A 21,090-nucleotide genomic window follows, 5' to 3' on the forward strand; every position below is an offset into this window, starting at 1 on the left:
CACGGACACGGTTCGGAGTACCCCATGAACGCCACGGCCCTTCCCTTCGCCCTCGCCGCAGGCCTCCTTCTCGCCGCCCCCGCCGCCGCGCAGCCGAGCGCGACGGTTCCCGCCTGCGAGACGCAGGCCGAGCTCGAGCAGCTCCTCGGCAGCGACGGCGCCTTCACCCCCGACGGCTGCCGCGAGATCGCCGTCACCCGCATCGAAATCGACGGCGCCGAGCCCGTCTGCGTCATCGACCTGAGCCCGCAGACCGACCCCGGCATCCTCGACCGCCTCACCGAGGCGGCCGTGTCGATGCAATGGTGGGTGCCCTGCGCCGCGCTGGCGGTGCCGTGAGCGATGAAGGGCCAAGTGAAGGGCCAAGTGCGACGAGATCCGAGAATCGCGACCTGCCTCGAGAGGCTTCCTCCTCCTCCCCCCGAGAGCTGGAAATCTGTCGCCTGGTACCCTCGTCGCCGTCATTCCGGGGCGCGAAGCGAGCCCGGAACCTAGACTCCCGACGATGGACGAGCAGCCTATAGGCTGCGTCGCTCGACCTATTCTCGGTATTTTGGTTGTGGAACGAGCGCGCATGCGCGCTCGGACTTGCGTCGGGGTTCTGGGTTCCGGGCTCGCTTCGCGCCCCGGAATGACGACGTTGAGGTTCTGGCAGACGGATTCTCAAAACTCGGTCGAAGGAGAGGGGGCGACGTTACAGTCGCACGCGGGTTGCCCCGCATGGTCGCCCGCCCCGGACACCCCTTGTCATCCCCCCGGGCGATCGCTACATCGGATCTGTCGGGGAAACCCGACTATGATCGTAGAGGCAGGACGGAATAGACGTTCAGGACGCGGGTTCAATTCCCGCCGCCTCCACCAGGAGCGCAGATCGGCGGCGTTCTCCGCGCGGGCTGCGCTCCTGATGGGGGCGACATGGGTTCGACTGGGCGTGGTAAAGGTCAGGCTGCGATCGGGCTGAGCTACGGCCCTGACAGTGCAAATCACAAGTGCCAACGACAACGTTGCCACTTCGGAGCTCCGCATCGCTGCGTGAGTCACCGGGGGCTCGGGAAAGCCTAGCAACAGAAACGGCGCCTTACGGCGCCGTTCCCATTTCCGCTTCATGCGGAGGCGGTCACGCGGACGTGCCCGCTCAGTTCTGGCCCCACTGGCCGCCGGTCTGGCCGGTCTGGCCGGTCTGACCCGTCTGACCCCAGCGCTGCTGGTCCTGATCCTGCCCGAACTGGCCGGTCTGGCCGAAGCCCTGCTGACCCTGCTGGCCGAACTGACCGCCCTGGCCGCCGCCGAGCGCGCCGGTCGCCATCTGGTCGTGCACGTGGATGTAGATCATCTGGCCGTCCTGCGTGCGGGCCTGGAGCAGGTTCTGGTCCATGCGCTGCACGCTCTGGAAGCCGGCCTGGCGAAGCTGCTGCTCGACCTGCTGGATGCCCTGCTGGCCCTGCTGACCCATCTGGCCCGCCTGACCGAACTGCTGGCCCTGCTGGCCCTGGCCGAATTGACCCGTCTGGCCGGTCTGGCCGAACTGCTGACCCTGCTGGCCCTGGCCGAACTGACCCGTCTGGCCCGTCTGACCCCACTGCTGCTGGCCGGTCTGGCCGGTCTGGCCCGTCTGACCCCACTGACCCGTCTGGCCGGTCTGGCCGAACTGCTGACCCGTCTGGCCCGTCTGGCCCGTCTGGCCGGTCTGACCCCAGCGCTGCTGGTCCTGCTGGCCGAACTGGCCCGTCTGCTGCTGGCCGGTCTGGCCCCAACGCTGCTGATCCTGGTCCTGCTGGCCCCATTGCTGAGCCGCGGCGGAGCCGCCGGCGAGCATCAAGGCGGCGGTCATCGCGGCAACCGTGGTGCGCTTGAGCATGTTTCTCCCTCCCGGGTTTGCGGTTCGAAAAGGCCACGCGACGGACGCCGCGCGGCCGTGTCCTCGCTTCGGACACGGCGACCGCAAAAGTCTTCCCACGGGGAGGGGTTCCGATTTTTCGGGCGCGTGCGGCTCACTTTCGCCGATCTCAGGAGTCCTGTCCTGAGCTTTCGCGCGAATCCTAACGCGGCAGGAGCGCGGGCGTTCCGGGCTCGCTCGTGGACCCCTCGGCTGGACCCCTCGGCGCGGCTTCGCCGTTCTCCCCCGCGATGGACACGGCTCTCGCGAACCTTCTCGAATGGATCGGAGCGGCGCTCGCCGCGCTCGCGCGGGCGGCACTCGCCTATCTCGGCGAGCCGACGGTGCTCGCCGAACTCGTCGCGCTCGCAGCCCTCGCGCTCGCCGGGCTCGCCCTCGGGCGGCGCGCGGAGGCGCGGCTCGAGCCGCGGGTGCGGGAGATCCGCGGCGATCCGCGGCTCATCCGCATCGCCGCGATCCTCCTGCGGCGCACGCCGGCGATGATCGCCGCGGCCTGCCTCTGGGCGGGATCGATCGCAGCGCGCCTCCTCGTCCCGCCGCCGACCGGAGACCTCCTCCTCGTGGCCGCCTGGCTGACGACCGCCTGGGTCGCGATCTCCGTCCTCGCGCGGCTCGTGCGCAACCGCACGCTGGGGCGTCTCCTCGCCTATGCCGCCTGGACGCTGATCGCGCTGCAGATCACCGGGCTCTGGGGCGGCGTGCGGGCGGGGCTTGCGCGCGCGGCGATCGATGTCGGCGAGACGCGGGTCTCCGCCCTGTTCATCCTGGAGGGCCTCCTCGTCGCGGCGATCGCGATCTGGCTCGCCTTGATGGCGGGGCGGGTGCTCGAGGCCTGGCTCGCGCGCAATCGCGACGTGACGCCGGGCCTGCGGGTGCTCCTCGGCAAGGTCGCGCGCATCGTCCTCGTCGCGATCGCCGGCCTCGTCGCGCTCACCGCGATGGGCATCGACGTCACCGCGCTGACCGTGTTCACCGGCGCGCTCGGGGTGGGCCTCGGCTTCGGCCTGCAGAAGGTCGTCTCGAACTATCTCAGCGGCATCATCATCCTCGCCGACCGGTCGATCAAACCCGGCGACATCGTCTCGCTCGGCGAGAAGATCGGTCTCGTGCGCTCGATCCGGGCGCGCTTCGTCTCGATCGTGACGCGAGACGGCGTCGAATATCTGATCCCCAACGAGGACTTCGTCACGAACCGGGTCGTGAACTGGTCCTTCACCGACAACCTCGTGCGCATCGACGTGACCTTCGGCGTCTCCTACGACAGCGATCCGCATCTCGTGCGGCGCATCGCCGTCGAGATCGCGCGGGCGACGCCGCGGGTCGAGGCGAGCCCGGCGCCCGTCTGCCACATCGAGGCCTTCGGCTCGTCCTCGCTCGATTTCCTCCTGCGCTTCTGGATCCACGATCCGCACGAGGGCCTCGCCAATGTGCGCGGGGCGGTGCTGATCGGGCTGTGGGACGCGTTCAAGGAGGCGGGAATCAAGATCCCCTACCCGCATCGCGAGGTCATCCTGCGCGCGAGCGAGGGCGAGGGGAGGCCGCGCCTCTGACCGGCGCGCGATGCGCATTTTCCCCTGTGGCAGACGGTCGCGCCCCGCTGTATCGTGCCCGTACGGAACGTCCGCGTCTCGGAACGACGATCGGCGCGGGCGTGACCGTGGTCGCGTGCCCGGACCGGATGTCCGGGCCGCTTTCTTCGGGGGCAGACATGAACCGCGTCGGTATCCTCGCGGCCATCCTCGGCGTGACGTGCCTCGTCGCGTTGCCGGGAAGCGCGCAGAACTTCAACCGCAATCCCGCTTTCGGGACGCACGATCTCGCAGCCGGCTTCGAGCCGGATCCCTACCGCATCGACGTCCGCGCCGGCGGCAGCCGCGACGCGTCGACCCTCGGGTCTGCCTGCAGCGGATCGATCGCGGATGCGCCGGACGTGCGCATCAATTACCGCGCGGGCGATTTCCCGCTCAGCTTCACCGTCCGCTCGCGGGTCGACACGACGCTCGTCGTGAACGATCCGAACGGGCGCTGGTATTGCGACGACGACAGCGCGGGCGATCTCGACCCGATGCTGCGCTTCGAGAAGCCGCTCTCGGGTCAGTACGACGTCTGGATCGGCCATTTCGACGGCGGCAGCGGGCGGCCCGCGCAGCTGATCGTCACCGAGTATTGACCCCGCCGGTGCCGTTGCGCCCGCTCGTTTGCGGGCGCGCGGCGCCGATCGCGCGCGGGCGCTCGGGCAGCGCGCGGGTCCCGCAATCGGAGCGGCGGCCGATGCGCGGCTCGCCCGTGCGCACCCGCCGCACGGCGAGATTGTGGAGAAGGTAATAGCCGACGAGGCGCACGCCCGCGGCGGCCGCCCGCATGTCGAACCCCGGCAGCGCCCGGCTCGGTTCCGCGATGCGCCCGCGATAGAGCCACGCATCGCCGAGGAAAGCCGGCACCGCGCGATCCTCGGGGACCGCGCAGACGAGATCCGGCATGTCCTCGCGCGAGAACAGGTTGTAGACGACGCCGCAAGGGCGTCTCGCCTGCGCGCTCGTGCGCGCCGGTAAGCGATGTCTCAAGGCCCGTCTCCCTGATCGGCGAAGGTCGTCGCCCCGCCATGGGACGCGCCTCCGATCTCGTTGTCGTTGTGTCTCGCCGATCCGCTCGGCATTCGGATCGTCCCGGGGACGGTGCCCGTGGACGGCGTCGCCTGCGTTGACGCAGATCATGGCGCGGCGCGCGGGACGGTGCGCGAGGGCGCGGGTCGCGAAAGTAAGGCGGCTGCGGGCGCCGCGCGCCCGCGATCAGCAGAGCGATCAGCTCCCCGTCGCGATCAGCGCGAGCATGCCGATCATCGTGACGAACACGCCGAGCGAGGCGATCTCGGCGGCGGCTTCGAGGAGCGGGCGCAGGAGGGTTGCAAGCATGGCGGAGAACTCCCGGAACGGCTTCGACGACGCCCCGATCGGGACGATCCCGACTCAGCGGCGATGAGCCCTCGTCGAGACCGTTCTAGTTTGTTCCATATTCGTTCGGAACAAAAGTTCTCTTTTCGTGCTCGCTTCCGTCAAGGTTAATGGACAGGCCGGAGGAGCCGAGCGGCCCGTCTTTCCGGGGCCCGGACCGCCGGCGTCTCGGAAAAGGGAGAAGTATCGGCCCCTCAGACGAGCCGCGATTGTTCGAGCGCGGCGCGCACGAAGCTCTGGAAGAGCGGGTGGGGCTCGAAGGGGCGCGATTTCAGTTCCGGGTGGAACTGCACGCCGACGAACCAGGGATGGTCCGTGCGCTCGACGATCTCGGGCAGGAGGCCGTCCGGGGAGAGGCCGCAGAAGCGCAGGCCCGCCTCCTCCAGCCGCTCGCGATAGCCCATATTGACCTCGTAGCGGTGGCGGTGGCGCTCCTCGATCTCGCGGGCGCCGTAGATCTCCGCGACGCGGCAGCCCTCGACCAGCATCGCCGGATAGGCGCCGAGCCGCATCGTCCCGCCGAGATCGCCCGCGGCCGCGCGCCGCTCGAGCTCGTTGCCGCGCATCCATTCGGTCATGAGGCCGACGATCGGCTCGGGCGTCGGGCCGAACTCGGTCGAGCCCGCCTTCTCGATGCCAGCGAGCGAGCGCGCGCTCTCGATCACCGCCATCTGCATGCCGAAGCAGATGCCGAAATAGGGGATGTTGCGCTCGCGCGCGAAGCGCACCGCGGCGATCTTGCCCTCGGCGCCGCGCTGGCCGAAGCCGCCCGGCACGAGGATGCCGTTGACGCCCTCGAGATAGGGCGCGGGGTCGGAGCGCTCGAAGATCTCGCTCTCGATCCAGTCGAGATTGACCTTCACACGGTTGGCGATGCCACCGTGGGTCAGCGCCTCGATGAGCGACTTGTAGGCGTCCTTGAGGCCCGTGTACTTGCCGACGATCGCGATCGTGACCTCGCCCTCGGGGTTCTTCACGCGCTCGACGATGTCCGTCCAGCGCGAGAGATCGGGCTCCCCGCCCTCGTCGAGGCCGAAGGCCGCGAGCACTTCGCGGTCGAGGCCCTCCGCGTGGTAGGAGAGCGGCACCTCGTAGATCGTGTCGACGTCGCGCGCCTCGATCACGGCGGTCTCGCGCACGTTGCAGAAGAGCGCGAGCTTGCGGCGCTCGTCGGCGGGGATCGGGCGGTCGCAGCGGCACAGGAGGATGTCGGGCTGGATGCCGATCGAGCGCAGCTCGGCGACCGAGTGCTGAGTGGGCTTCGTCTTCAGCTCGCCGGCGGAGGGGATGTAGGGCAGCAGCGTCAGGTGGATGTAGATCGCCTGGCCGCGCGGCAGATCGTTGCCGAGCTGGCGGATCGCCTCGAAGAAGGGCAGGCCCTCGATGTCGCCCACCGTGCCGCCGATCTCGACGAGCACGAAATCGTAGCCCTCATTGCCGGAGACGACGAAATCCTTGATCGCGTTCGTGACGTGCGGGATCACCTGGATCGTCGCGCCGAGATAATCGCCGCGGCGCTCCTTGGTGATGATGTCGAGATAGATGCGGCCCGTGGTGATGTTGTCCTGACGGGTCGCCGGCACGCCGGTGAAGCGCTCGTAATGGCCGAGATCGAGGTCGGTCTCCGCGCCGTCGTCCGTGACGAAGACCTCGCCGTGCTGATACGGGCTCATCGTGCCCGGATCGACGTTGAGATAGGGATCGAGCTTGCGCAGGCGGACCTTGTAGCCGCGCGCCTGCAGGACGGCCGCGAGCGCCGCCGAAGCGAGGCCCTTGCCGAGAGACGACACCACGCCGCCGGTGATGAAAACGTACCGCGTCATGGACCTTGATCCCTAATGCGCGCCGCGCGATTCGCAAGAGGGAATCGCGTTCGGGCGTGTCGTTCCACAGGATGAGGGGCTCGCCTGCGCACGCAAGCGAGAAGGGCCGGTCTCCCGGCCCTTCGAGACGTCTCGATGCGGCCCGTCGCTCAGCGCGATTGCGGGACCTGGGGAGCGCCGTTGTTCTGCGCCGGGCCCTGCATCTGCTGGAGCTGCTCGAGCACGCCCGGCCCGGTCGGCGGCGCCACCGGATCGGCGCCCGGCTGCACCGGCGGCGAGGAGAGCGGCATCGTGTCGAACACGGAGGTCGGCGCCCGCGCCGAGCCCGCCATGATCGCGAGCCCGAGGCTCGTCGCGAAGAACAGAGCGGCGAGGATCGCCGTCGTGCGCGTCAGCGCGCTCGCCTGGCCGCGACCGGTCATGAAGCCGCCGGCCGCCGACGACCCGCCCCCCATGCCGAGCCCGCCGCCCTCCGAGCGCTGCAGGAGCACCACGCCGACGAGCGCGAGCACGATGACCAGATGGATGATGATCAGGATGGTCTGCATCACAAAAGCCCAGAGCGGCCCGCGCCGCTCGCGTTCCACGTTGGCCAGAGCTCTAGCACGAGCCCCGCGGCTATTCCAAGGCGAAAAGCCGAAGCGACGGATGTGGGGGCGGGGAGGGGGGCGGGCAAGGGGTCAATGAAAGCGCGCACCTGCGATCATCGCTATAGCGAGGATCAACATCACACCAGCCAGGCGGGCGACCGTGCGCCTGCGGCTGGCGCTAGTCACCCATCGTTTACTCCCGGCATGCGCAGACAGGCCGGCGGCGCAGTAGATCACGAGGCACAGGAAGCTCGTCGTGGAGCCGAGTATCAACGCCTGCCGCCACAGCGCGCCCCCGGCCGGAACGATGAATTGCGGCAAGATCGAAAAGTAGAAGAGAATTCCCTTCGGGTTAAGTGCGCTTGTCGCCACGCCGAAAAGGAAATCGCCGCTTTTCGACGCGGTCGAGTTGGGCGCTCCCTCCGGCATCATCCCGTCCGCCCGGAACAGCCGCCACGCTAGATAAGTCAAATAGGCGAGGCCGCAAATCTGAACGACGCGGAAAACGGTCTCATCGAGCGCGAAGAGAACTCCAACGCCGACCGCGACAAGGCCCGTGAACAGCAAGTAACCCGCTGCGATACCCGCTGATGCATATAGTGCGCCCGACCTGCCGTGCACGAGCGATCGTCCGACGACGTAAAGCATATCCGGTCCAGGAACAACGATCAGGCTGATGACGAGAACTAAGAAGACAAAGAATTCCGGCTGCATTTGAGAACCCTCGTTCTAGATCACGCGTAGGAGTAAGTGCCGGTCTTCATGCCGAAGGTCACGGCAGGGTCGATCGATCTCACCGCAGCCAACCGTCTATCGAATAGTTGCATCGCTGTTAGACTGTGACCGTCATAGATCGGAAAATAGAAATTCCACCCTTCAGGAAACTCATCGACGTGGAAGTTTGTTTTCATGCCACGAAAAAAAGCAATAGGAATTAAGTGGAAAATCGAGTATCGAGCTTTTGTGTGATATCTTCCGACAATAGCCTTTATCTCCTTGTACCCCTTCTCTATAGAGATGAAGCTATCCTCGGTAGCGTCAGGTCCAAGTACGACGCCGAAGTTGATCTCTCTCAGGCCCTGTCCTAGAATAGCATTGATGATCCTATTTGTAATTTCTTGTGACTTAAGTTTCTTGTATTTGTCTCTATGCTCGAAGCTCTCTAGTGGAACAAAGAGTCTGTAGGCACCAACGTGGGTGCCTTTGCGTTCATCATAGTTGCTTTGGAAAAGGGCGCGTATCATCCCGTAGTCGATTTCGTCGCCTTTAGCGAAGCGTCCGATTTCAAGTCCGTTCGGAAATTCCCAAGCGAATCCGCGTTCGTACAATATTGAAAACAATTTCTCGATGTAATCACGTTTTAGTAATAGCAGGTTATCATCTGAAAAGTTCAGTGTCTTGATCCCATGCCTCTCGTAGTGATCAATCATTGACAGTGCAAGTTCGAAGTTCATCGACTCGAACTTCGTGCGCCTGCTTTCACAAAAATCGCACTCTCGAGGGCATCCGCGTGTGAAGTAGATGAAGCCCACTGGAGTGCTAACACCTTTCGGAACCGGGCCATCATGACTGTTAATGTACCGGTCCAGAGGCTCTAGTTTATTGAAGGCCGGTTTCGCGATATCTTCAAAGCTATGACGATGCTCATTGACGACTCTTGGCGTCGTCCAATCGTTGTTTGAAAACTCAGAGGGGTTCACATCGCCGCGGAAGACAAGATTGGCACCGCACCCGATGTAAAATTGTGGGCGCACTTTTGCATCTGCTCCCCCAACTATTATCTTGATTTCCGGCTTCACCTCGCGGCAGTAAGATATCAGATCGCGGACAATTCCAGATTCGTAAGTGAAGTGGTTGGAAAAACCGACAAGGTCCGAGTTCTCAATCGCCTGCCGGGCAAATTCGAAGGGGGCGCCGACACGCTTGATCAGTACATATCGGTCGCCGAGATCAACAGTCTTGTATTCGAACTCATATTCTGAATCTTGTGCTCTCAGATCAACGATTTGAACATGATGGTCTGTCGTACTTTCGATGATTGCAGCCACTCGGGCCAAGCTCACTGGCATCGTGTTGCGATACACGTTGCCGAGAATGATCCGCTCTTGTGGAGCGCCATGAGGAATGAGGCTGAACGAGGGGGTGGGATGATTAATCAACGTCATCAACATGAAGAGCTCCGTTCGTTGTCTAACGTGATCGCTATTCCACACGCGCGGTGAAGCTGGATCCCCACACAAGATTGCATTACAGCTGAATTGCTGCGCTGATGCACGCGAATGATTGTCGATGAGGAGCGGGGATCAATGCGCCTGGACCGAAAGGATTTCGAGATTCTGCGCATTCTGCAGGAGGATGGGAGGACACCTAACAAGGTGATCGCTGCAGCAGTCGAGCTAGCGGGCTCGACGGTGCACGAGCGAATCAAGCGCCTCGAAGGAGCCGGCATCATCGGCCCCGGTGGCATCGAGCCGCATCCGGCGGCCTACGGCGTCGGGCTCGAGGCACTATTCCTCGTGACCTTGACCAAACACGATCGGCAGGTCGTGGAGAGATTCATGTCAGAGGTCGCGCAGATCAACGAGGTGCGAGCGCTGTTCCTGATCTCCGGGCGCTACGATATCGTGGCCCACGTCGTCGTTCGCGATGTGGCGCACCTGCGCGATTTGGCTCTCGACGAGTTCACGAGCCGAGAAGGCGTCGAGCAGATCGAGACGGCGATCGTTTTCGAGAAGCGCCGGAATCGAGTGTTGTCGCCGTTGGTTCCCTCGGAGGGCTGCTGAGCCGCGCTTCCGGATCGGATGCGGGTATCAAAGGTTCGGGGGGTACGGCTGGCGGTCTTGCCGCGGACGTCGCGCCGCTGCCCAGCAGCCAGTCCTGACGCCGTATTCCCTCACCCCTGCCCCTCTCCCTCCCGGGAGAGGGGTTCTCGCGCGGAGCACATCCCTCCCCGTAGGGGAGGGTGGCCCCTGAGCGCAGCGAAGGGGTCGGGTGGGGCCCGACGCATGCAAGATATTCTCCACCCGGGCCCCGCCCGGCCCTTCTCGCTCCGCTCGAAGGTCCACCCTCCCCTCCGGGGAGGGATGGGTGCGCGTCTCCCCTTTCCCGGATGGGAGAGGGGCCGGGGGTGAGGGGGTACGGCTGGCGGTCTTGCCGCGGACGTCGCGCCGCTGCCCATTGGCCAGTCCTGACGCCGTATTCCCTCACCCCTGCCCCTCTCCCTTCCGGGAGAGGGGTTCTCGCGCGGAGCACATCCCTCCCCGTAGGGGAGGGTGGCCCCTGAGCGCAGCGAAGGGGTCGGGTGGGGCCCGACGCATGCAAGATATTCTCCACCCGGGCCCCGCCCGGCCCTTCTCGCTCCGCTCGAAGGTCCACCCTCCCCTCCGGGGAGGGATGGGTGCCACTGATCCGCCGCAGCTCCCCGCGCACCGCTCCCAGCTCGCGCAACACGATCTCCCCGATCCGCCCGAGCGCATCCCGCTCCGACCCCTCGCCGAGCCCCTCGATCGCGAGCGCGAGCCCCTCGGCGAGGCGCGAGGCCGCGTTGAGCGCGTCCTCGAGATCGAGGAGGTCGCGGGCGAGGGGAGGGGGGGCGCGCAGCGGCGGCTCCTCGTCGAAGAGAACCGATGCCAGAGCCTGCGCGCCGCGCACGAGCCGCTCGGCCTGCGCCGCCGATCGCCCGTGGAGAAGCGCGCGCACGAGCTCCTCCACGCGCGCGCGATCGCACGCGGATGTGGTATCCGTCGTCTCGGCCATGTCCGTCTCCGATGGGGGTGGTCGTGGGCGTGCGTGAAAGGCTATCCTGTCGCCCTCGCCATTTCTCTGTTAACAGAGTTTATCCGACGTGTCAAACCCTGATAACAGAAAAAAGCGCGGCCCCGCCCCGACCGAGATCGGCACCCTCATCGGCGTGCGCCTGCGCTCCGACCTCTTGCGCCAGCTCGACGACGCCATCGCCAAGGAGCCCGACCCGAAGCCGGGGCGGCCGGAGATGATAAGGCGGGCGTTGCAGGAATGGCTCGCGGAGAGAGATCGCACACACGAGTAAAGCAAGTTCGATTCCCGTGACACCGAAAAAGCGCGGCCGCCCCGCCACCGGCACCGACCCCCACCTCTCCTTCCGCTCTCCCCCCGAGGTCACGGAAGCGATCGAGCGCGCCGCCAAGGCTCAGACCGACACGCCGAGCCGTTCGGAGATGATCCGGCGGATCGTGACGGAATGGCTGCGGGAGCGGGGGCATTTGGGGTGATGTCCGAGTTGTAAAATGCAATTATTCTTGGTAGCATTTGGGATGGAACGAGGGGGGCTGGGCAATGGTAGCGCTAATCGCGGCTATACTCGCTATACTGGTATCGACAACGACGCTGGCTACATTTGCCTACGTGAACTTGCCCGAAATCAGAAAGGTTCTCTGCTGTAACGAGCCTATAATACGTGCGCAGCCAACGGGTTCTAGCATCCCTCAAGGTGGCTTTGAGGTTCGTGACGTCGTTTTCGCAAACTTTGGATTGCGGCCTGCAATTATAGATGCGAAGTACATGTGCAGGTTTAGGGGTGAAGATGGTCGCTTTATGACCTATGAAGGCGGTAGCGAAATCGTAGAATTCTTCACAACAGGATCAACGGAGCTACTGATCTATGGTGAGCAGGCTAGATCGATAAGGTTTGTCTCTAGTGGTGGTGCCGCCATACCCGATAATGCAACGTCGGTTGAGCAAGTTTGTAGCCCGAGATTTGTCGATCTCAGCCTCGTGCCCGAGCGCGATGGCCGTTTGACCTTCAAGTCAATAGAATACGTTATTAGGTTGCGCTGAAGACGGAGCGCTTGAGGTGTGCAAGAAATAAATGGGGACCGAGCATAGAATCCGGCTGCGCAGCAAGCGCTTGCGGCGGCGACGATCCGCCTCGTCGGCTGGATTCCGAGCGTCTGCGGCGCGATTAACATGCTGGGTCCCCTTCTCCTGCGCACGCTTTGCGTGCTTTGGCCGGGGAATGACACCCTTCCGCCTTTGGCGGGCACCGACCCTCACCCCGCCCCCAGCGTCCGCACCGCCGCATCCCGCGAGAACAAATACAACAGCACCCGCAGCGCCTCCCCCCGCTCCCCGCGCAAATCCGGATCGCGCAAGACCACCAGCCGCGCGTCGTCGCGCGCCGTCGCCAGCAGATCCCCGTCGATCTCCGGCCGCAGCAGCTTGAACCCCGGAAGCCCCGATTGGCGCGTCCCCAGAACCTCGCCCTCGCCGCGCAGCCTCAAATCCTCCTCCGCGATGCGAAAACCGTCCTCCGTCTCGCGCATGATCTCAAGGCGCGCGCGGGCGGTCTCGCCCAAGGGCCCCTTGTAGAGGAGGAGGCAGGTGGAGGCGCCGGTGCCGCGGCCGACGCGGCCGCGCAGCTGGTGGAGCTGGGCGAGGCCGAAGCGCTCGGCGTGCTCGATCACCATGATGGTGGCCTCCGGCACGTCGACGCCGACCTCGACGACGGTGGTGGAGACCAGCAGCGTCGTCTCTCCGGCCTGGAAGGCGGCCATCGCGGCGTCCTTGTCGCGGCCCGCCATGCGCCCATGGACGAGCCCGACCTTCGCGCCGAAATGCTTCGCGAGATCCTCCGCGCGCTCTTCCGCCGCGGCGAGGTCGATGACCTCGCTCTCCTCGACGAGCGGGCAGATCCAATAGACCCGCGCGCCCCCCGCCATCGCCCGCCCGATCCCGGCGACGACCTCGCCGATGCGCTCGGTCGAGACGAGGCGGGTCGCGATCGGCTGGCGGCCGGGCGGCTTCTCGTCGAGGACCGAGACGTCCATGTCGCCGAAGAAGGTGAGCGCGAGCGTGCGCGGGATCGGGGTCGCGGTCATCACGAGGAAGTCCACCGCCTCGCCCTTGGCGCCGAGCGCGAGGCGCTGGTGGACGCCGAAGCGGTGCTGCTCGTCGACGATGGCGAGCCCGAGATCGTGGAAGACGACGTCGTCCTGGAAGAGCGCGTGGGTGCCGACGAGAATCGAGGTCGCGCCCTCGGCGAGCGCGGCGAGGATCGCGCGGCGCTCGAGCCCCTTCTCGCGGCCGGTGAGGAGGCCGATCGAGAGGCCGTTCGCCTCCGCCAGAGGCCGCAGCCGCTCGTAATGCTGGCGGGCGAGGATCTCGGTCGGCGCCATCAAGGCCGCCTGCCGCCCGGCCTCGATCGCGCTCGCCATGGCGAGGAGCGCGACCGCGGTCTTGCCCGAGCCGACATCGCCCTGGAGGAGGCGCAGCATGCGGGTCGGCGCGACGAGATCGGCGCGGATCTCGGCGATCGCCCGCGTCTGCGCGCCCGTGAGCGCGAAAGGCAGCGACGCCTCGACCTTCCGCGCGAGCGCCCCGTCGCCGGCATTCGCGCGCCCGGGCTTGCGGCGCATCTTGGCGCGCACGAGGGCGAGCGCGAGCTGCGAGGACAGGGCCTCGTCGTAGGCGAGGCGGCGCCGGGCGGGGTTCTTCGCAAAGCCCTCCTCGGAGAGGGCGGCGGCGTCCGGGGGCTCGTGGAGCGCGCGCAAGGCCTCGCGGAAGGCGGGGAAGCGCTCGCGGGCGCGGTGCGCCGCATCGAGCCATTCGGGCATCTCGGGCACGCGCTCGAGGGCGGCACTCGCGAGGCGGTGGATCATGCGCGAGGTGAGCCCCTCGGTCTGCCCGTAGACGGGCTCGACCGCAGGCAGCTTGCCGAGCTCGCTTTCGTCGATGACGCGATCGGGATGCACCATCTGCCGGCGCCCGTCCCAGACCTCGAGCTTGCCCGAGACGACCTTGCGCGCGCCGATCGGCAGGAGCCGCTCGATGCGCGCGCGCGGCAGGCCGAAGAAGACGAGGGCGACGTCGCCGGTGTCGTCCTCCACCACGACCCGATAGGGCGCCTTCGAGCGGTTGAGGGCGGCGGGCTGGTGGTGGACGACGGTGACGAGGAGGGTCACGGTCTCGCCGACGGGCGCGTCCACGATCCGCCCCGCGAGCGCGCGCGAGACGCCGCCGACGGGGACGTGGAAGAGGAGATCGACGACGCGCGCCGGCTCCCCCGGCGGCCCGACGAGCCGATCGACATTGGCCGCCACCTTCGGCCCCACGCCCGGCAGCGTGCTCGCCGGGGCGAACAGCGGATCGAGGATCGAGGGGCGCAGCGACATTGGGATACTTCGCGAACGGAACGTGGCGCGACGATGGACCGGCGCGCGCGGCGAGGCAAGCGCGAGGCGCGCCCGCACGATCGCGCGGGGGAGGGCCGTTCAACCCTCGCGTGGGTCTTCCGCGCCCGGCGCATAGTCGACGCCGACGAAATAGAGCCCGTGCGGGGGCGCGAGCGCGCCGCAGCGGGTGCGGTCGCGGGCCTCGAGCGCGGCGCGGACCTCCGCGACGCTCCAGCGGCCGATGCCGGCGAGCAGGATCGTGCCGACCATCGAGCGCACCTGGTTGTGGAGGAAGGAGCGCGAGGCGGCCTCGACATGCACCTCCTCGCCATGGGCCGAGACCGCGAGCCGCTCGAGCGTCTTCATCGGCGTGCGACCCTGGCATTGGCTCGCGCGGAAGGTGGTGAAGTCGTGATGGCCGAGGAGCTGATCGGCGGCCTCCTGCATCAGCGCGACGTCGATCCTCTGGCGCACGTGCCAGACGCGGGTCCGGTCGAGGGTCGCGGGCGCGCCGCGGTTGAGGATGCGGTAGCGATAATGCCGGCGCACGGCCGAGAGGCGCGCGTTGAAGGTCTCGCTCACCGCCTGCGCGCGCACCACCGCGATCAGATCGTCGCGCATGTGGGCGTTGGCGGCGTCGCGAATCGTGTCGAGCCGGAAGGGGCGGTCGAGGTCGACATGGGCGACCTGGTGGGTCGCGTGCACGCCCGCATCGGTGCGCCCGGCGCAATGGAGCCGCACGGGATGGCCGCAGAAGGCCTCGATCGCCTCCTCGAGCACCTGCTGGACCGAGCGGCCGTTCGCCTGGCGCTGCCAGCCGGAATAGGGCGTGCCGTCATATTCGACGACGAGCTTGTAGCGGGGCATGTCAATCGGCGACGAGGCGCGTGCCCGGCGCGATCCGCGCGCCGCGCAGCCACTCGCCCGCGCTCATCGCCGCCTTGCCGGCGCGCTGGACCGTGACGAGGCGCAGCGCGCCCTGCCCGCACGCGACGGTGCCCTCGCCGTCGAGGAGCGTGCCGGGGAGCGCGCCGCCGGATTCCGCATCCTCGACGACGCGCGTCTCGAGGACCTTCACCCGCTCGGGGCCGCGCCCGGCATCGAGGCGGAAGAAGGCGCCGGGGAAGGGGGCGAGGCCGCGGACCTGGTCGTGCGCGCGCCGCGCCGGCAGGCTCCAGCCGAGCTCGGCATCGCCCGCATTGATCTTGGCGGCGTAGGTGACGCCCTCCTCGGGCTGCGGCGTGAAGGTCAGCGCCCCGCGCGAGAGGGCGGCGAGCGCGCGCACCATGAGATCGGCGCCGAGCCCCATCAGGGCGTCGTGGAGCTGGCCGGCATTCATGTCGGGGGAGATCGCGACCCGCTCGACCATGGCGACGGGGCCGGTGTCGAGCCCCGCCTCCATCTTCATCACGGCGACGCCCGTCTCGCGATCGCCCGCCATGATCGCGCGCTGGATCGGCGCCGCGCCGCGCCAGCGCGGCAGGAGGGAGGCGTGGAGGTTGAGACAGCCGAGCTCGGGCGCGTCGAGGATCGCTTGGGGCAGGATCATGCCGTAGGCGACGACGACGGCGACGTCGGCCCCGTGCGAGCGGAAGATCTCGGCGGCGTCCTGCGTGCGGAGGCTCTTGGGCGTCAGCACCGGAATGCCGAAGCCGTCGGCGAGCTTGTGGACGGGGGAGGGGCGCTCGGCCATGCCGCGGCCGGCGGGGGCGGGGGCGCGCGTGTAGCAGGCGACGACCTCGTGTCCCTGGCCGACGATCTCCGCGAGGGTCGGCACCGCGAAATCGGGGGTGCCCATGAAGACGACGCGCAGGCTCATCGCGTCACGCGGTCTCGTTTTCGCGGCGCGCCGCCTTGGCGAACTTGCGCATCACCCGCTCGCGCTTGAGCCGCGAGAGGTGATCGATGAAGAGCCGGCCGTCGCAATGGTCGATCTCGTGCTGGATGCAGGTCGCGAGCAGCCCCTCGGCCTCGCGCTCGTGCACCGCGCCGGAGAGATCCTGGAAGCGCACGCGGATGCGGGCGGGGCGCTCGACCTCCTCGGTATAATCGGGGATCGACAGGCAGCCCTCCTCGTAGACGCGCTTGTCCTCGCTCGACCAGAGGATTTCCGGGTTGATCAGCACCATCGGATCGGGCTCGCGCTCGCGCTCCTCGTCGTCGAGATCGGCGCCCTCGACCTCGCGGCCGAGATCGCAGACGACGACGCGCTTCGCCACCCCGATCTGGATCGCCGCGAGCCCGATGCCGCGGGCGGCGTACATCGCCTCGAACATCTCCTCGACGAGCGCGCGCGTGTCCGCGTCGGTCGCGGAGACGGGCTCGGAGACGAGGCGCAGGCGGGGGTCGGGCAGCTTGACGATCGGTCTCACGGGGCGGGCCTTTTCCATTGCTCTGCCGAGATAAGCGCGCGCGCGGGCGCGGTCAACGCCGCAAGGCCGGTGGGCTTTCACCCGGCTTCGAAGGGGATCTCGTGGTCGATGACGATCTCCTCGGGCGAGACCCGGCAGACGAAGGCGTGGAGGGCGACGCCCGCCGCGCGGGCGCGGGCGACGGCGGCGGCGTAAGCCGGGTCGATGTCGGCGGCGGGACGGAAGCGCTCGGCGCGCATCTGGACGATGGTGACGAGCGCCGCGCGGGCGCCGGCCGCGACCATCGCGGAGAGCTCGTCGAGATGACGGGCGGAGCGCGCGGCCTTGCAATCGGGGAACTCGGCGAGCCCCTCCCGGCGCATCAGATGGCAGTTCTTCACCTCGAGATAAAGCGGCGGCAGGCCGTCGCCCTCGAGCAGGAAGTCGACCCGGCTCGCCCGGCCATAGGCGACCTCCGGCCGGACGCGGCCATACTCGGCGAAGGGCGCGAGCGTGCCCGCCGCGAGCGCCTCGGCGACGAGGCGGTTGGGATTGGCGGTGTTGACGCCGACCCATTGCGGCACCCCGGCGATCGGCGCCGCCTCCACCGCCTCCCAGGAGAGCGGCAGCTTGCGCTTGGGGTTGTCCGAGCGCGACAGGAGCACCCGCGCGCCCGGCGCGTCGAGCCCGAGCATGGCGCCGGGATTGGCCACGTGGACGGTCTCCTCGCGGCCGTCGGCGAAGGCGACGTCGGCGAGGAAGCGCTTGTAGCGGCGCAGGAGCCGCGCCTCGACGAGGGGAGAGGGGAATCGCATGGACGGATTCTAGGGGACGACGCCCCCCGGTGGACAGCGCGCCGATCAAGACCGAGCGCGATTTCCACGCCCAAACGTCGCATCGCGCGATCGCCCGCTTGCGAGACGACCCGAAAGCCTGCTTGACTTGCACGCAGACGACAGGAGCCGCCCCCCGAGGGCGCGGCCTCGGCATTCGGAGGTGGGGCATGCAGGCGTGGTCTGGGGACGCTCGCGCGAGCGTCGGGGCGACGGGGGCCATCCCGTGAGCGCGCCCGTCAGCCTGCCGCGCTGGGCGGACGTCGCGCTCGTGCCCGCGGTGAGCGTCGCGGCGGCCTTCCTCGTCGCGGGGATCGTCGTCCTGTTCATCGGCGAGGATCCGCTCACCGTCACGCGGGTCCTGATCTTCGGCAGCCTCGGGACGGGCGAGAGCCTCGGCTTCACGCTGTTCTACGCGACGAACTTCATCTTCACCGGGCTCGCGGTGGCGGTGGCCTTCCATGCCGGGCTCTTCAACATCGGCGGCGAGGGGCAGGCGATGCTCGGCGGGATCGGGCTCGCCCTCGCGGTCCTGTTCCTGCCGCTGCCGGGCTTTCTCGTGATCCCGATCGGCGTTCTCGCCGCGGCCGCCTTCGGGGCGCTCTGGGCGGTGGTGCCGGGCTATCTGCAGGCCTATCGCGGCAGCCACATCGTCATCACGACGATCATGTTCAACTGGCTCGCGGCGATCCTGTCGGTCTATCTCCTCGTCAACCACCTGCGCCCGCCGGGCTCGATGAGCCCGGAGACGGTGCTCTTCCCGCGCGAGGCCTGGCTGCCGTCGATGCACGAGATCGGCGCGCTGTTCGGCCTCTCGCTGCCGCGCTCGCAGCTCAACGCCTCGCTCTTCATCGCGCTGATCTCGGCCTTCCTCGTCTGGCTCCTGATCTTCCGCTCGCGGCTCGGCTACGCGATCCGGACGGTGGGGGCGAACCCGACGGCCGCGGTCTATGCCGGCATCTCGCCGCAGCGGGTCACGGTGGTCGCGATGGCGATCTCGGGCGCGCTCGCCGCCGGGCTCGCGGTGAACGAGCTGATGGGCTTCCACAATCGGCTCATCCTCGAATTCACCTCCGGCTACGGCTTCGTCGGCATCGCGGTCGCGCTGATGGGGCGCGGGCATCCCGTCGGCATCATCCTCGCCTCGCTCCTGTTCGGCATGCTCTATCAGGGCGGCGCCGAGCTCGCGTTCGAGGTGCCGGCGATCACGCGCGACATGATCGTGGTGATCGGCGGCGTCCTGATCCTGTTCGCGGGGGCGCTCGACGGGCTGTTCAAGCGCATCGTGCGGGCGGGCTTCCTCCTCGGCGCGCGGGTCGGCGCGCCGCAGACGAAGGAGGCCTGAGCCATGGAAGGCCTCCTTCCACTCCTCGATTCCTCCCTGCGGCTCTCGATCCCGCTGCTCTGCGCCTGCCTCGCGGGGCTCTGGTCGGAGCGCTCGGGCGTCGTGGACATCGGCCTCGAAGGCAAGCTCCTGATCGCGGCCTTCGCGGCCGCCACCGCGAGCTTCTCGACCGGCAACGCTTATGTGGGCCTCATCGCCGGCATCGGCGCCTCGACCCTGTTCGCGCTGATCCACGGCTTCGCCGCGATCTCGCAGCGGGGCAATCAGATCGTCTCGGGCGTGGCCATCAACATGCTGGCCGCGGGCCTCACGGCGGTGCTCGGAAACGCCTGGTACGGGCAGGGCGGGCGCACGCCCGCGCTCGAGGGGGATGCGCGCTTCACGCCGATCCTGTTCGGCCATTCCGTGCTCGTCTATCTCGCGCTCCTCCTCGTGCCGCTGACCTGGTTCGTGCTCGCCAAGACCCGCTTCGGCCTGCGGCTGCGCGCGGTCGGCGAGAAGCCGGCGGCGGTCGACACCGCGGGCATCTCGGTCACGGGGCTGCGCTACGTGGCGGTGATGATCGCGGGCGTGTTCTGCGGCATCGGCGGCGCCTTCATCGGGACCGCGCTCTCGGCGGGCTTCCTGCCGGGAATGACGGCGGGCAAGGGCTTCATCGCGCTCGCCGCGCTGATCTTCGCCAAGTGGCGGGCCTGGCCCGCGCTCGGCGCCTGCCTCCTGTTCGGCTTCCTCGAGGCGCTCGGCATCCGTCTGCAGGGCGCCGTGATTCCGGGCGTCGGCGAGGTGCCGGTCCAGGCGATCCAGGCGCTGCCCTACGTGATGACGGTCGTCATCCTCGCGGGCTTCGTCGGCCGCGCCATCCCCCCGCGCGCGGCGGGCGTGCCCTACGTGAAGGAGCGATGAGGTGCAAGGACGGGTCGCATTGGACGAGCTCTTCGAGGCGGCATCGGCCGCGATGGCCCGCGCCTACGCGCCCTATTCGCGCTTCCCCGTCGGCGCCGCGATCCGCGACGAGGCGGGGCGCGTGCATGCCGGCTGCAACGTCGAGAACGCCGCCTATCCGGTGGGCGCCTGCGCGGAGGCGGGGGCGATCTCGCGGATGATCTGCGAGGGCGGCACGCGCATTGCCGAGATGCTGGTGATCGGGCAGGGGGCGGTGCTCTGCACGCCCTGCGGCGGCTGTCGGCAGCGCATTCGCGAATTCGCCGCGCCCGGCGTCGCGATCCACATCGCCGGCCCCGAGGGCGTGCGCCGCACCTTCACCCTCGACGAGCTCCTGCCCGCCTCCTTCGGCCCCGACAATCTCGACGGCGGAACCCCGCGATGACCGACAGCCCCGATTATCCGACCCGCATCGCCCACGCGCTCGACGCCATCCGCGCCGGGGGCATCGAGGGGCCCTTCGCGCTCGCGATCGTGCTCGGCACCGGGCTCGGCCCGCTCGCGGACGCGCTCGAGGACGCGGTCGCGATCCGCTTCTCCGAGATCCCGCATTTCCCGAGAAGCGGCGTCTCCGGCCATGCCGGGCGGCTCGTCGCGGGATCGCTCGAGGGCAAGCGCGTGCTCGCGCTGCAGGGGAGGGCGCATTTCTACGAGCACGGCGACCCGGCGGTGATGCGCGTCGCGATCGGCGCCATCGCGGGATTGGGCGCGCCGCCGCTCCTCCTCACCAACGCCGCGGGCTCCACGCGCGCCGAGATCCGCCCCGGCCGCCTCGTCGCGATCGCCGACCACATCGCCCTCTTCTGCCCGAACCCGCTCGTGGGGGAGGCCGACGAGCGCCGCTTCGTGCCGATGACCGACGCCTACGACGAAGCCCTGCGCGCCCGCCTCGCCGCCGCGGCGGAAGAGATCGGCGTGCCCTTCGGCGAGGGCGTCTACATGTGGTGCTCGGGCCCCTCCTTCGAGACGCCGGCCGAGATCCGGCTCGCGCAGGCGGTCGGCGCCGATCTCGTGGGCATGTCGACGGTACCCGAGGTGATCCTCGCGCGTTATCACGGGCTCGCCGTCGCCGGCATCTCGACGGTGACGAACCTCGCCGCCGGCATCGAGGGCGCCAATCCGAGCCATGCCGAGACGAAGGAGGTCGGCGCGCATGCCAGCGCCGATCTGCAGCGCCTGGTACGCGCCTTCGTCGCGAAACTCGATTAGG

The 21,090-nt window shown here is 68.1% G+C and carries 21 protein-coding genes and 1 other RNA gene; 11 read left to right on the forward strand and 11 right to left on the reverse strand.

Going from position 1 to position 21,090, the window contains the following annotated elements:
• Positions 1-24 precede the first annotated feature (24 nt).
• Positions 25-339 carry a hypothetical protein gene (locus ACK4UM_RS07975; RefSeq protein WP_409797570.1) on the forward strand — a complete coding sequence of 105 codons (315 nt, stop codon included), beginning with the start codon at positions 25-27 and terminating at the stop codon, positions 337-339.
• A 401-nt stretch (positions 340-740) separates the two neighbouring features.
• Positions 741-1,080, forward strand: a transfer-messenger RNA (tmRNA) gene (gene ssrA, locus ACK4UM_RS07980).
• A gap of 55 nt (positions 1,081-1,135) precedes the next feature.
• On the opposite strand, the gene ACK4UM_RS07985 is transcribed toward ssrA, so the two are convergent.
• Positions 1,136-1,858 (reverse strand): hypothetical protein, encoded by a 723-nt coding sequence (locus ACK4UM_RS07985; protein ID WP_409797572.1) that lies wholly within the window; start codon positions 1,856-1,858, stop codon positions 1,136-1,138.
• 269 nt (positions 1,859-2,127) lie between these two features.
• Between ACK4UM_RS07985 and ACK4UM_RS07990 the strand changes: the two genes are divergently transcribed.
• Complete coding sequence (locus ACK4UM_RS07990) at positions 2,128-3,447, forward strand: mechanosensitive ion channel family protein (RefSeq protein WP_409797574.1); 1,320 nt, start codon at positions 2,128-2,130, stop codon at positions 3,445-3,447.
• A gap of 158 nt (positions 3,448-3,605) precedes the next feature.
• A complete protein-coding gene (locus tag ACK4UM_RS07995; protein WP_409797576.1) occupies positions 3,606-4,067 on the forward strand; it encodes a hypothetical protein in 462 nt (153 codons plus the stop codon).
• Here ACK4UM_RS07995 and ACK4UM_RS08000 read toward each other — a convergent pair.
• The 5 genes from ACK4UM_RS08000 to ACK4UM_RS08020 all read right to left on the reverse strand — a co-directional run bounded on the left by ACK4UM_RS08000 (position 4,054) and on the right by ACK4UM_RS08020 (position 9,432).
• Positions 4,054-4,461, reverse strand: coding sequence for a hypothetical protein (locus ACK4UM_RS08000; protein ID WP_409797578.1), 408 nt, complete (start codon positions 4,459-4,461; stop codon positions 4,054-4,056). The two genes, ACK4UM_RS07995 and ACK4UM_RS08000, sit on opposite strands and share 14 nt — an antisense overlap.
• A gap of 581 nt (positions 4,462-5,042) precedes the next feature.
• Positions 5,043-6,671 (reverse strand): CTP synthase, encoded by a 1,629-nt coding sequence (locus ACK4UM_RS08005; RefSeq protein WP_409797580.1) that lies wholly within the window; start codon positions 6,669-6,671, stop codon positions 5,043-5,045.
• A gap of 149 nt (positions 6,672-6,820) precedes the next feature.
• The gene (gene secG, locus ACK4UM_RS08010) at positions 6,821-7,219 is read right to left on the reverse strand and encodes a preprotein translocase subunit SecG (protein WP_409797582.1); all 399 of its coding nucleotides are present in this window, start codon (positions 7,217-7,219) and stop codon (positions 6,821-6,823) included.
• A gap of 132 nt (positions 7,220-7,351) precedes the next feature.
• Positions 7,352-7,975, reverse strand: a complete 624-nt coding sequence (locus ACK4UM_RS08015) for a LysE family translocator (protein ID WP_409797584.1) — start codon at positions 7,973-7,975, stop codon at positions 7,352-7,354.
• A gap of 20 nt (positions 7,976-7,995) precedes the next feature.
• Positions 7,996-9,432, reverse strand: a complete 1,437-nt coding sequence (locus ACK4UM_RS08020) for a hypothetical protein (RefSeq protein ID WP_409797586.1) — start codon at positions 9,430-9,432, stop codon at positions 7,996-7,998.
• 135 nt (positions 9,433-9,567) lie between these two features.
• On the opposite strand from ACK4UM_RS08020, the gene ACK4UM_RS08025 reads away from it, so the two are divergent.
• From ACK4UM_RS08025 to ACK4UM_RS08035, 3 genes are all read left to right on the forward strand, one after another.
• Entirely contained in the window at positions 9,568-10,044 is a 477-nt protein-coding gene (locus tag ACK4UM_RS08025; protein ID WP_409797588.1) for an Lrp/AsnC family transcriptional regulator, read from the forward strand.
• 1,061 nt (positions 10,045-11,105) lie between these two features.
• The gene (locus ACK4UM_RS08030; protein WP_409797590.1) at positions 11,106-11,309 is read left to right on the forward strand and encodes a hypothetical protein; all 204 of its coding nucleotides are present in this window, start codon (positions 11,106-11,108) and stop codon (positions 11,307-11,309) included.
• 16 nt (positions 11,310-11,325) lie between these two features.
• Positions 11,326-11,511 carry a ribbon-helix-helix protein, CopG family gene (locus ACK4UM_RS08035; RefSeq protein WP_409797592.1) on the forward strand — a complete coding sequence of 62 codons (186 nt, stop codon included), beginning with the start codon at positions 11,326-11,328 and terminating at the stop codon, positions 11,509-11,511.
• Positions 11,512-12,288: 777 nt separating this feature from the next.
• On the opposite strand, the gene recG is transcribed toward ACK4UM_RS08035, so the two are convergent.
• The 5 genes from recG to sfsA form a co-directional block, all read right to left on the reverse strand.
• Entirely contained in the window at positions 12,289-14,409 is a 2,121-nt protein-coding gene (gene recG / locus ACK4UM_RS08040; RefSeq protein ID WP_409797594.1) for an ATP-dependent DNA helicase RecG, read from the reverse strand.
• A 99-nt stretch (positions 14,410-14,508) separates the two neighbouring features.
• Entirely contained in the window at positions 14,509-15,276 is a 768-nt protein-coding gene (truA, locus tag ACK4UM_RS08045; protein ID WP_409797596.1) for a tRNA pseudouridine(38-40) synthase TruA, read from the reverse strand.
• 1 nt (position 15,277) lies between these two features.
• A complete protein-coding gene (gene fmt / locus ACK4UM_RS08050; RefSeq protein ID WP_409797598.1) occupies positions 15,278-16,228 on the reverse strand; it encodes a methionyl-tRNA formyltransferase in 951 nt (316 codons plus the stop codon).
• A gap of 4 nt (positions 16,229-16,232) precedes the next feature.
• Positions 16,233-16,799 carry a peptide deformylase gene (gene def / locus ACK4UM_RS08055; protein ID WP_409797600.1) on the reverse strand — a complete coding sequence of 189 codons (567 nt, stop codon included), beginning with the start codon at positions 16,797-16,799 and terminating at the stop codon, positions 16,233-16,235.
• Between the two features lie 59 nt (positions 16,800-16,858).
• Entirely contained in the window at positions 16,859-17,575 is a 717-nt protein-coding gene (sfsA, locus tag ACK4UM_RS08060) for a DNA/RNA nuclease SfsA (protein WP_409797602.1), read from the reverse strand.
• 244 nt (positions 17,576-17,819) lie between these two features.
• Here sfsA and ACK4UM_RS08065 point away from each other — a divergent pair, with 244 nt between their 5' ends.
• From ACK4UM_RS08065 to ACK4UM_RS08080, 4 genes are read left to right on the forward strand one after another with little or no spacing between them, the layout of a single operon-like run.
• Positions 17,820-18,938, forward strand: coding sequence for an ABC transporter permease (locus ACK4UM_RS08065; protein ID WP_409797604.1), 1,119 nt, complete (start codon positions 17,820-17,822; stop codon positions 18,936-18,938).
• Positions 18,939-18,941: 3 nt separating this feature from the next.
• On the forward strand, positions 18,942-19,841 hold the full coding sequence (locus tag ACK4UM_RS08070) for an ABC transporter permease (RefSeq protein ID WP_409797606.1): 900 nt from the start codon (positions 18,942-18,944) through the stop codon (positions 19,839-19,841).
• 19 nt (positions 19,842-19,860) lie between these two features.
• The gene (locus ACK4UM_RS08075) at positions 19,861-20,265 is read left to right on the forward strand and encodes a cytidine deaminase (RefSeq protein WP_409797608.1); all 405 of its coding nucleotides are present in this window, start codon (positions 19,861-19,863) and stop codon (positions 20,263-20,265) included.
• A complete protein-coding gene (locus ACK4UM_RS08080; RefSeq protein ID WP_409797610.1) occupies positions 20,262-21,089 on the forward strand; it encodes a purine-nucleoside phosphorylase in 828 nt (275 codons plus the stop codon). The genes ACK4UM_RS08075 and ACK4UM_RS08080 overlap by 4 nt, the downstream gene beginning before the upstream one ends.
• Position 21,090 lies beyond the last annotated feature (1 nt).

The organism is Salinarimonas sp. (assembly GCF_046292825.1).
Taxonomy (GTDB): domain Bacteria; phylum Pseudomonadota; class Alphaproteobacteria; order Rhizobiales; family Beijerinckiaceae; genus Salinarimonas.

What these genes read in the sequence shown, in the direction of transcription:
- ACK4UM_RS07975 (WP_409797570.1), top strand. Translation starts at nt 25, where the DNA reads ATGAACGCCACGGCCCTTCCCTTCGCCCTCGCCGCAGGCCTCCTTCTC.
- ACK4UM_RS07985 (WP_409797572.1), bottom strand. Translation starts at nt 1,858, where the DNA reads ATGCTCAAGCGCACCACGGTTGCCGCGATGACCGCCGCCTTGATGCTC.
- ACK4UM_RS07990 (WP_409797574.1), top strand. Translation starts at nt 2,128, where the DNA reads ATGGACACGGCTCTCGCGAACCTTCTCGAATGGATCGGAGCGGCGCTC.
- ACK4UM_RS07995 (WP_409797576.1), top strand. Translation starts at nt 3,606, where the DNA reads ATGAACCGCGTCGGTATCCTCGCGGCCATCCTCGGCGTGACGTGCCTC.
- ACK4UM_RS08005 (WP_409797580.1), bottom strand. Translation starts at nt 6,671, where the DNA reads ATGACGCGGTACGTTTTCATCACCGGCGGCGTGGTGTCGTCTCTCGGC.
- secG (WP_409797582.1), bottom strand. Translation starts at nt 7,219, where the DNA reads ATGCAGACCATCCTGATCATCATCCATCTGGTCATCGTGCTCGCGCTC.
- ACK4UM_RS08015 (WP_409797584.1), bottom strand. Translation starts at nt 7,975, where the DNA reads ATGCAGCCGGAATTCTTTGTCTTCTTAGTTCTCGTCATCAGCCTGATC.
- ACK4UM_RS08020 (WP_409797586.1), bottom strand. Translation starts at nt 9,432, where the DNA reads ATGTTGATGACGTTGATTAATCATCCCACCCCCTCGTTCAGCCTCATT.
- ACK4UM_RS08025 (WP_409797588.1), top strand. Translation starts at nt 9,568, where the DNA reads ATGCGCCTGGACCGAAAGGATTTCGAGATTCTGCGCATTCTGCAGGAG.
- recG (WP_409797594.1), bottom strand. Translation starts at nt 14,409, where the DNA reads ATGTCGCTGCGCCCCTCGATCCTCGATCCGCTGTTCGCCCCGGCGAGC.
- truA (WP_409797596.1), bottom strand. Translation starts at nt 15,276, where the DNA reads ATGCCCCGCTACAAGCTCGTCGTCGAATATGACGGCACGCCCTATTCC.
- fmt (WP_409797598.1), bottom strand. Translation starts at nt 16,228, where the DNA reads ATGAGCCTGCGCGTCGTCTTCATGGGCACCCCCGATTTCGCGGTGCCG.
- def (WP_409797600.1), bottom strand. Translation starts at nt 16,799, where the DNA reads ATGGAAAAGGCCCGCCCCGTGAGACCGATCGTCAAGCTGCCCGACCCC.
- sfsA (WP_409797602.1), bottom strand. Translation starts at nt 17,575, where the DNA reads ATGCGATTCCCCTCTCCCCTCGTCGAGGCGCGGCTCCTGCGCCGCTAC.
- ACK4UM_RS08070 (WP_409797606.1), top strand. Translation starts at nt 18,942, where the DNA reads ATGGAAGGCCTCCTTCCACTCCTCGATTCCTCCCTGCGGCTCTCGATC.
- ACK4UM_RS08080 (WP_409797610.1), top strand. Translation starts at nt 20,262, where the DNA reads ATGACCGACAGCCCCGATTATCCGACCCGCATCGCCCACGCGCTCGAC.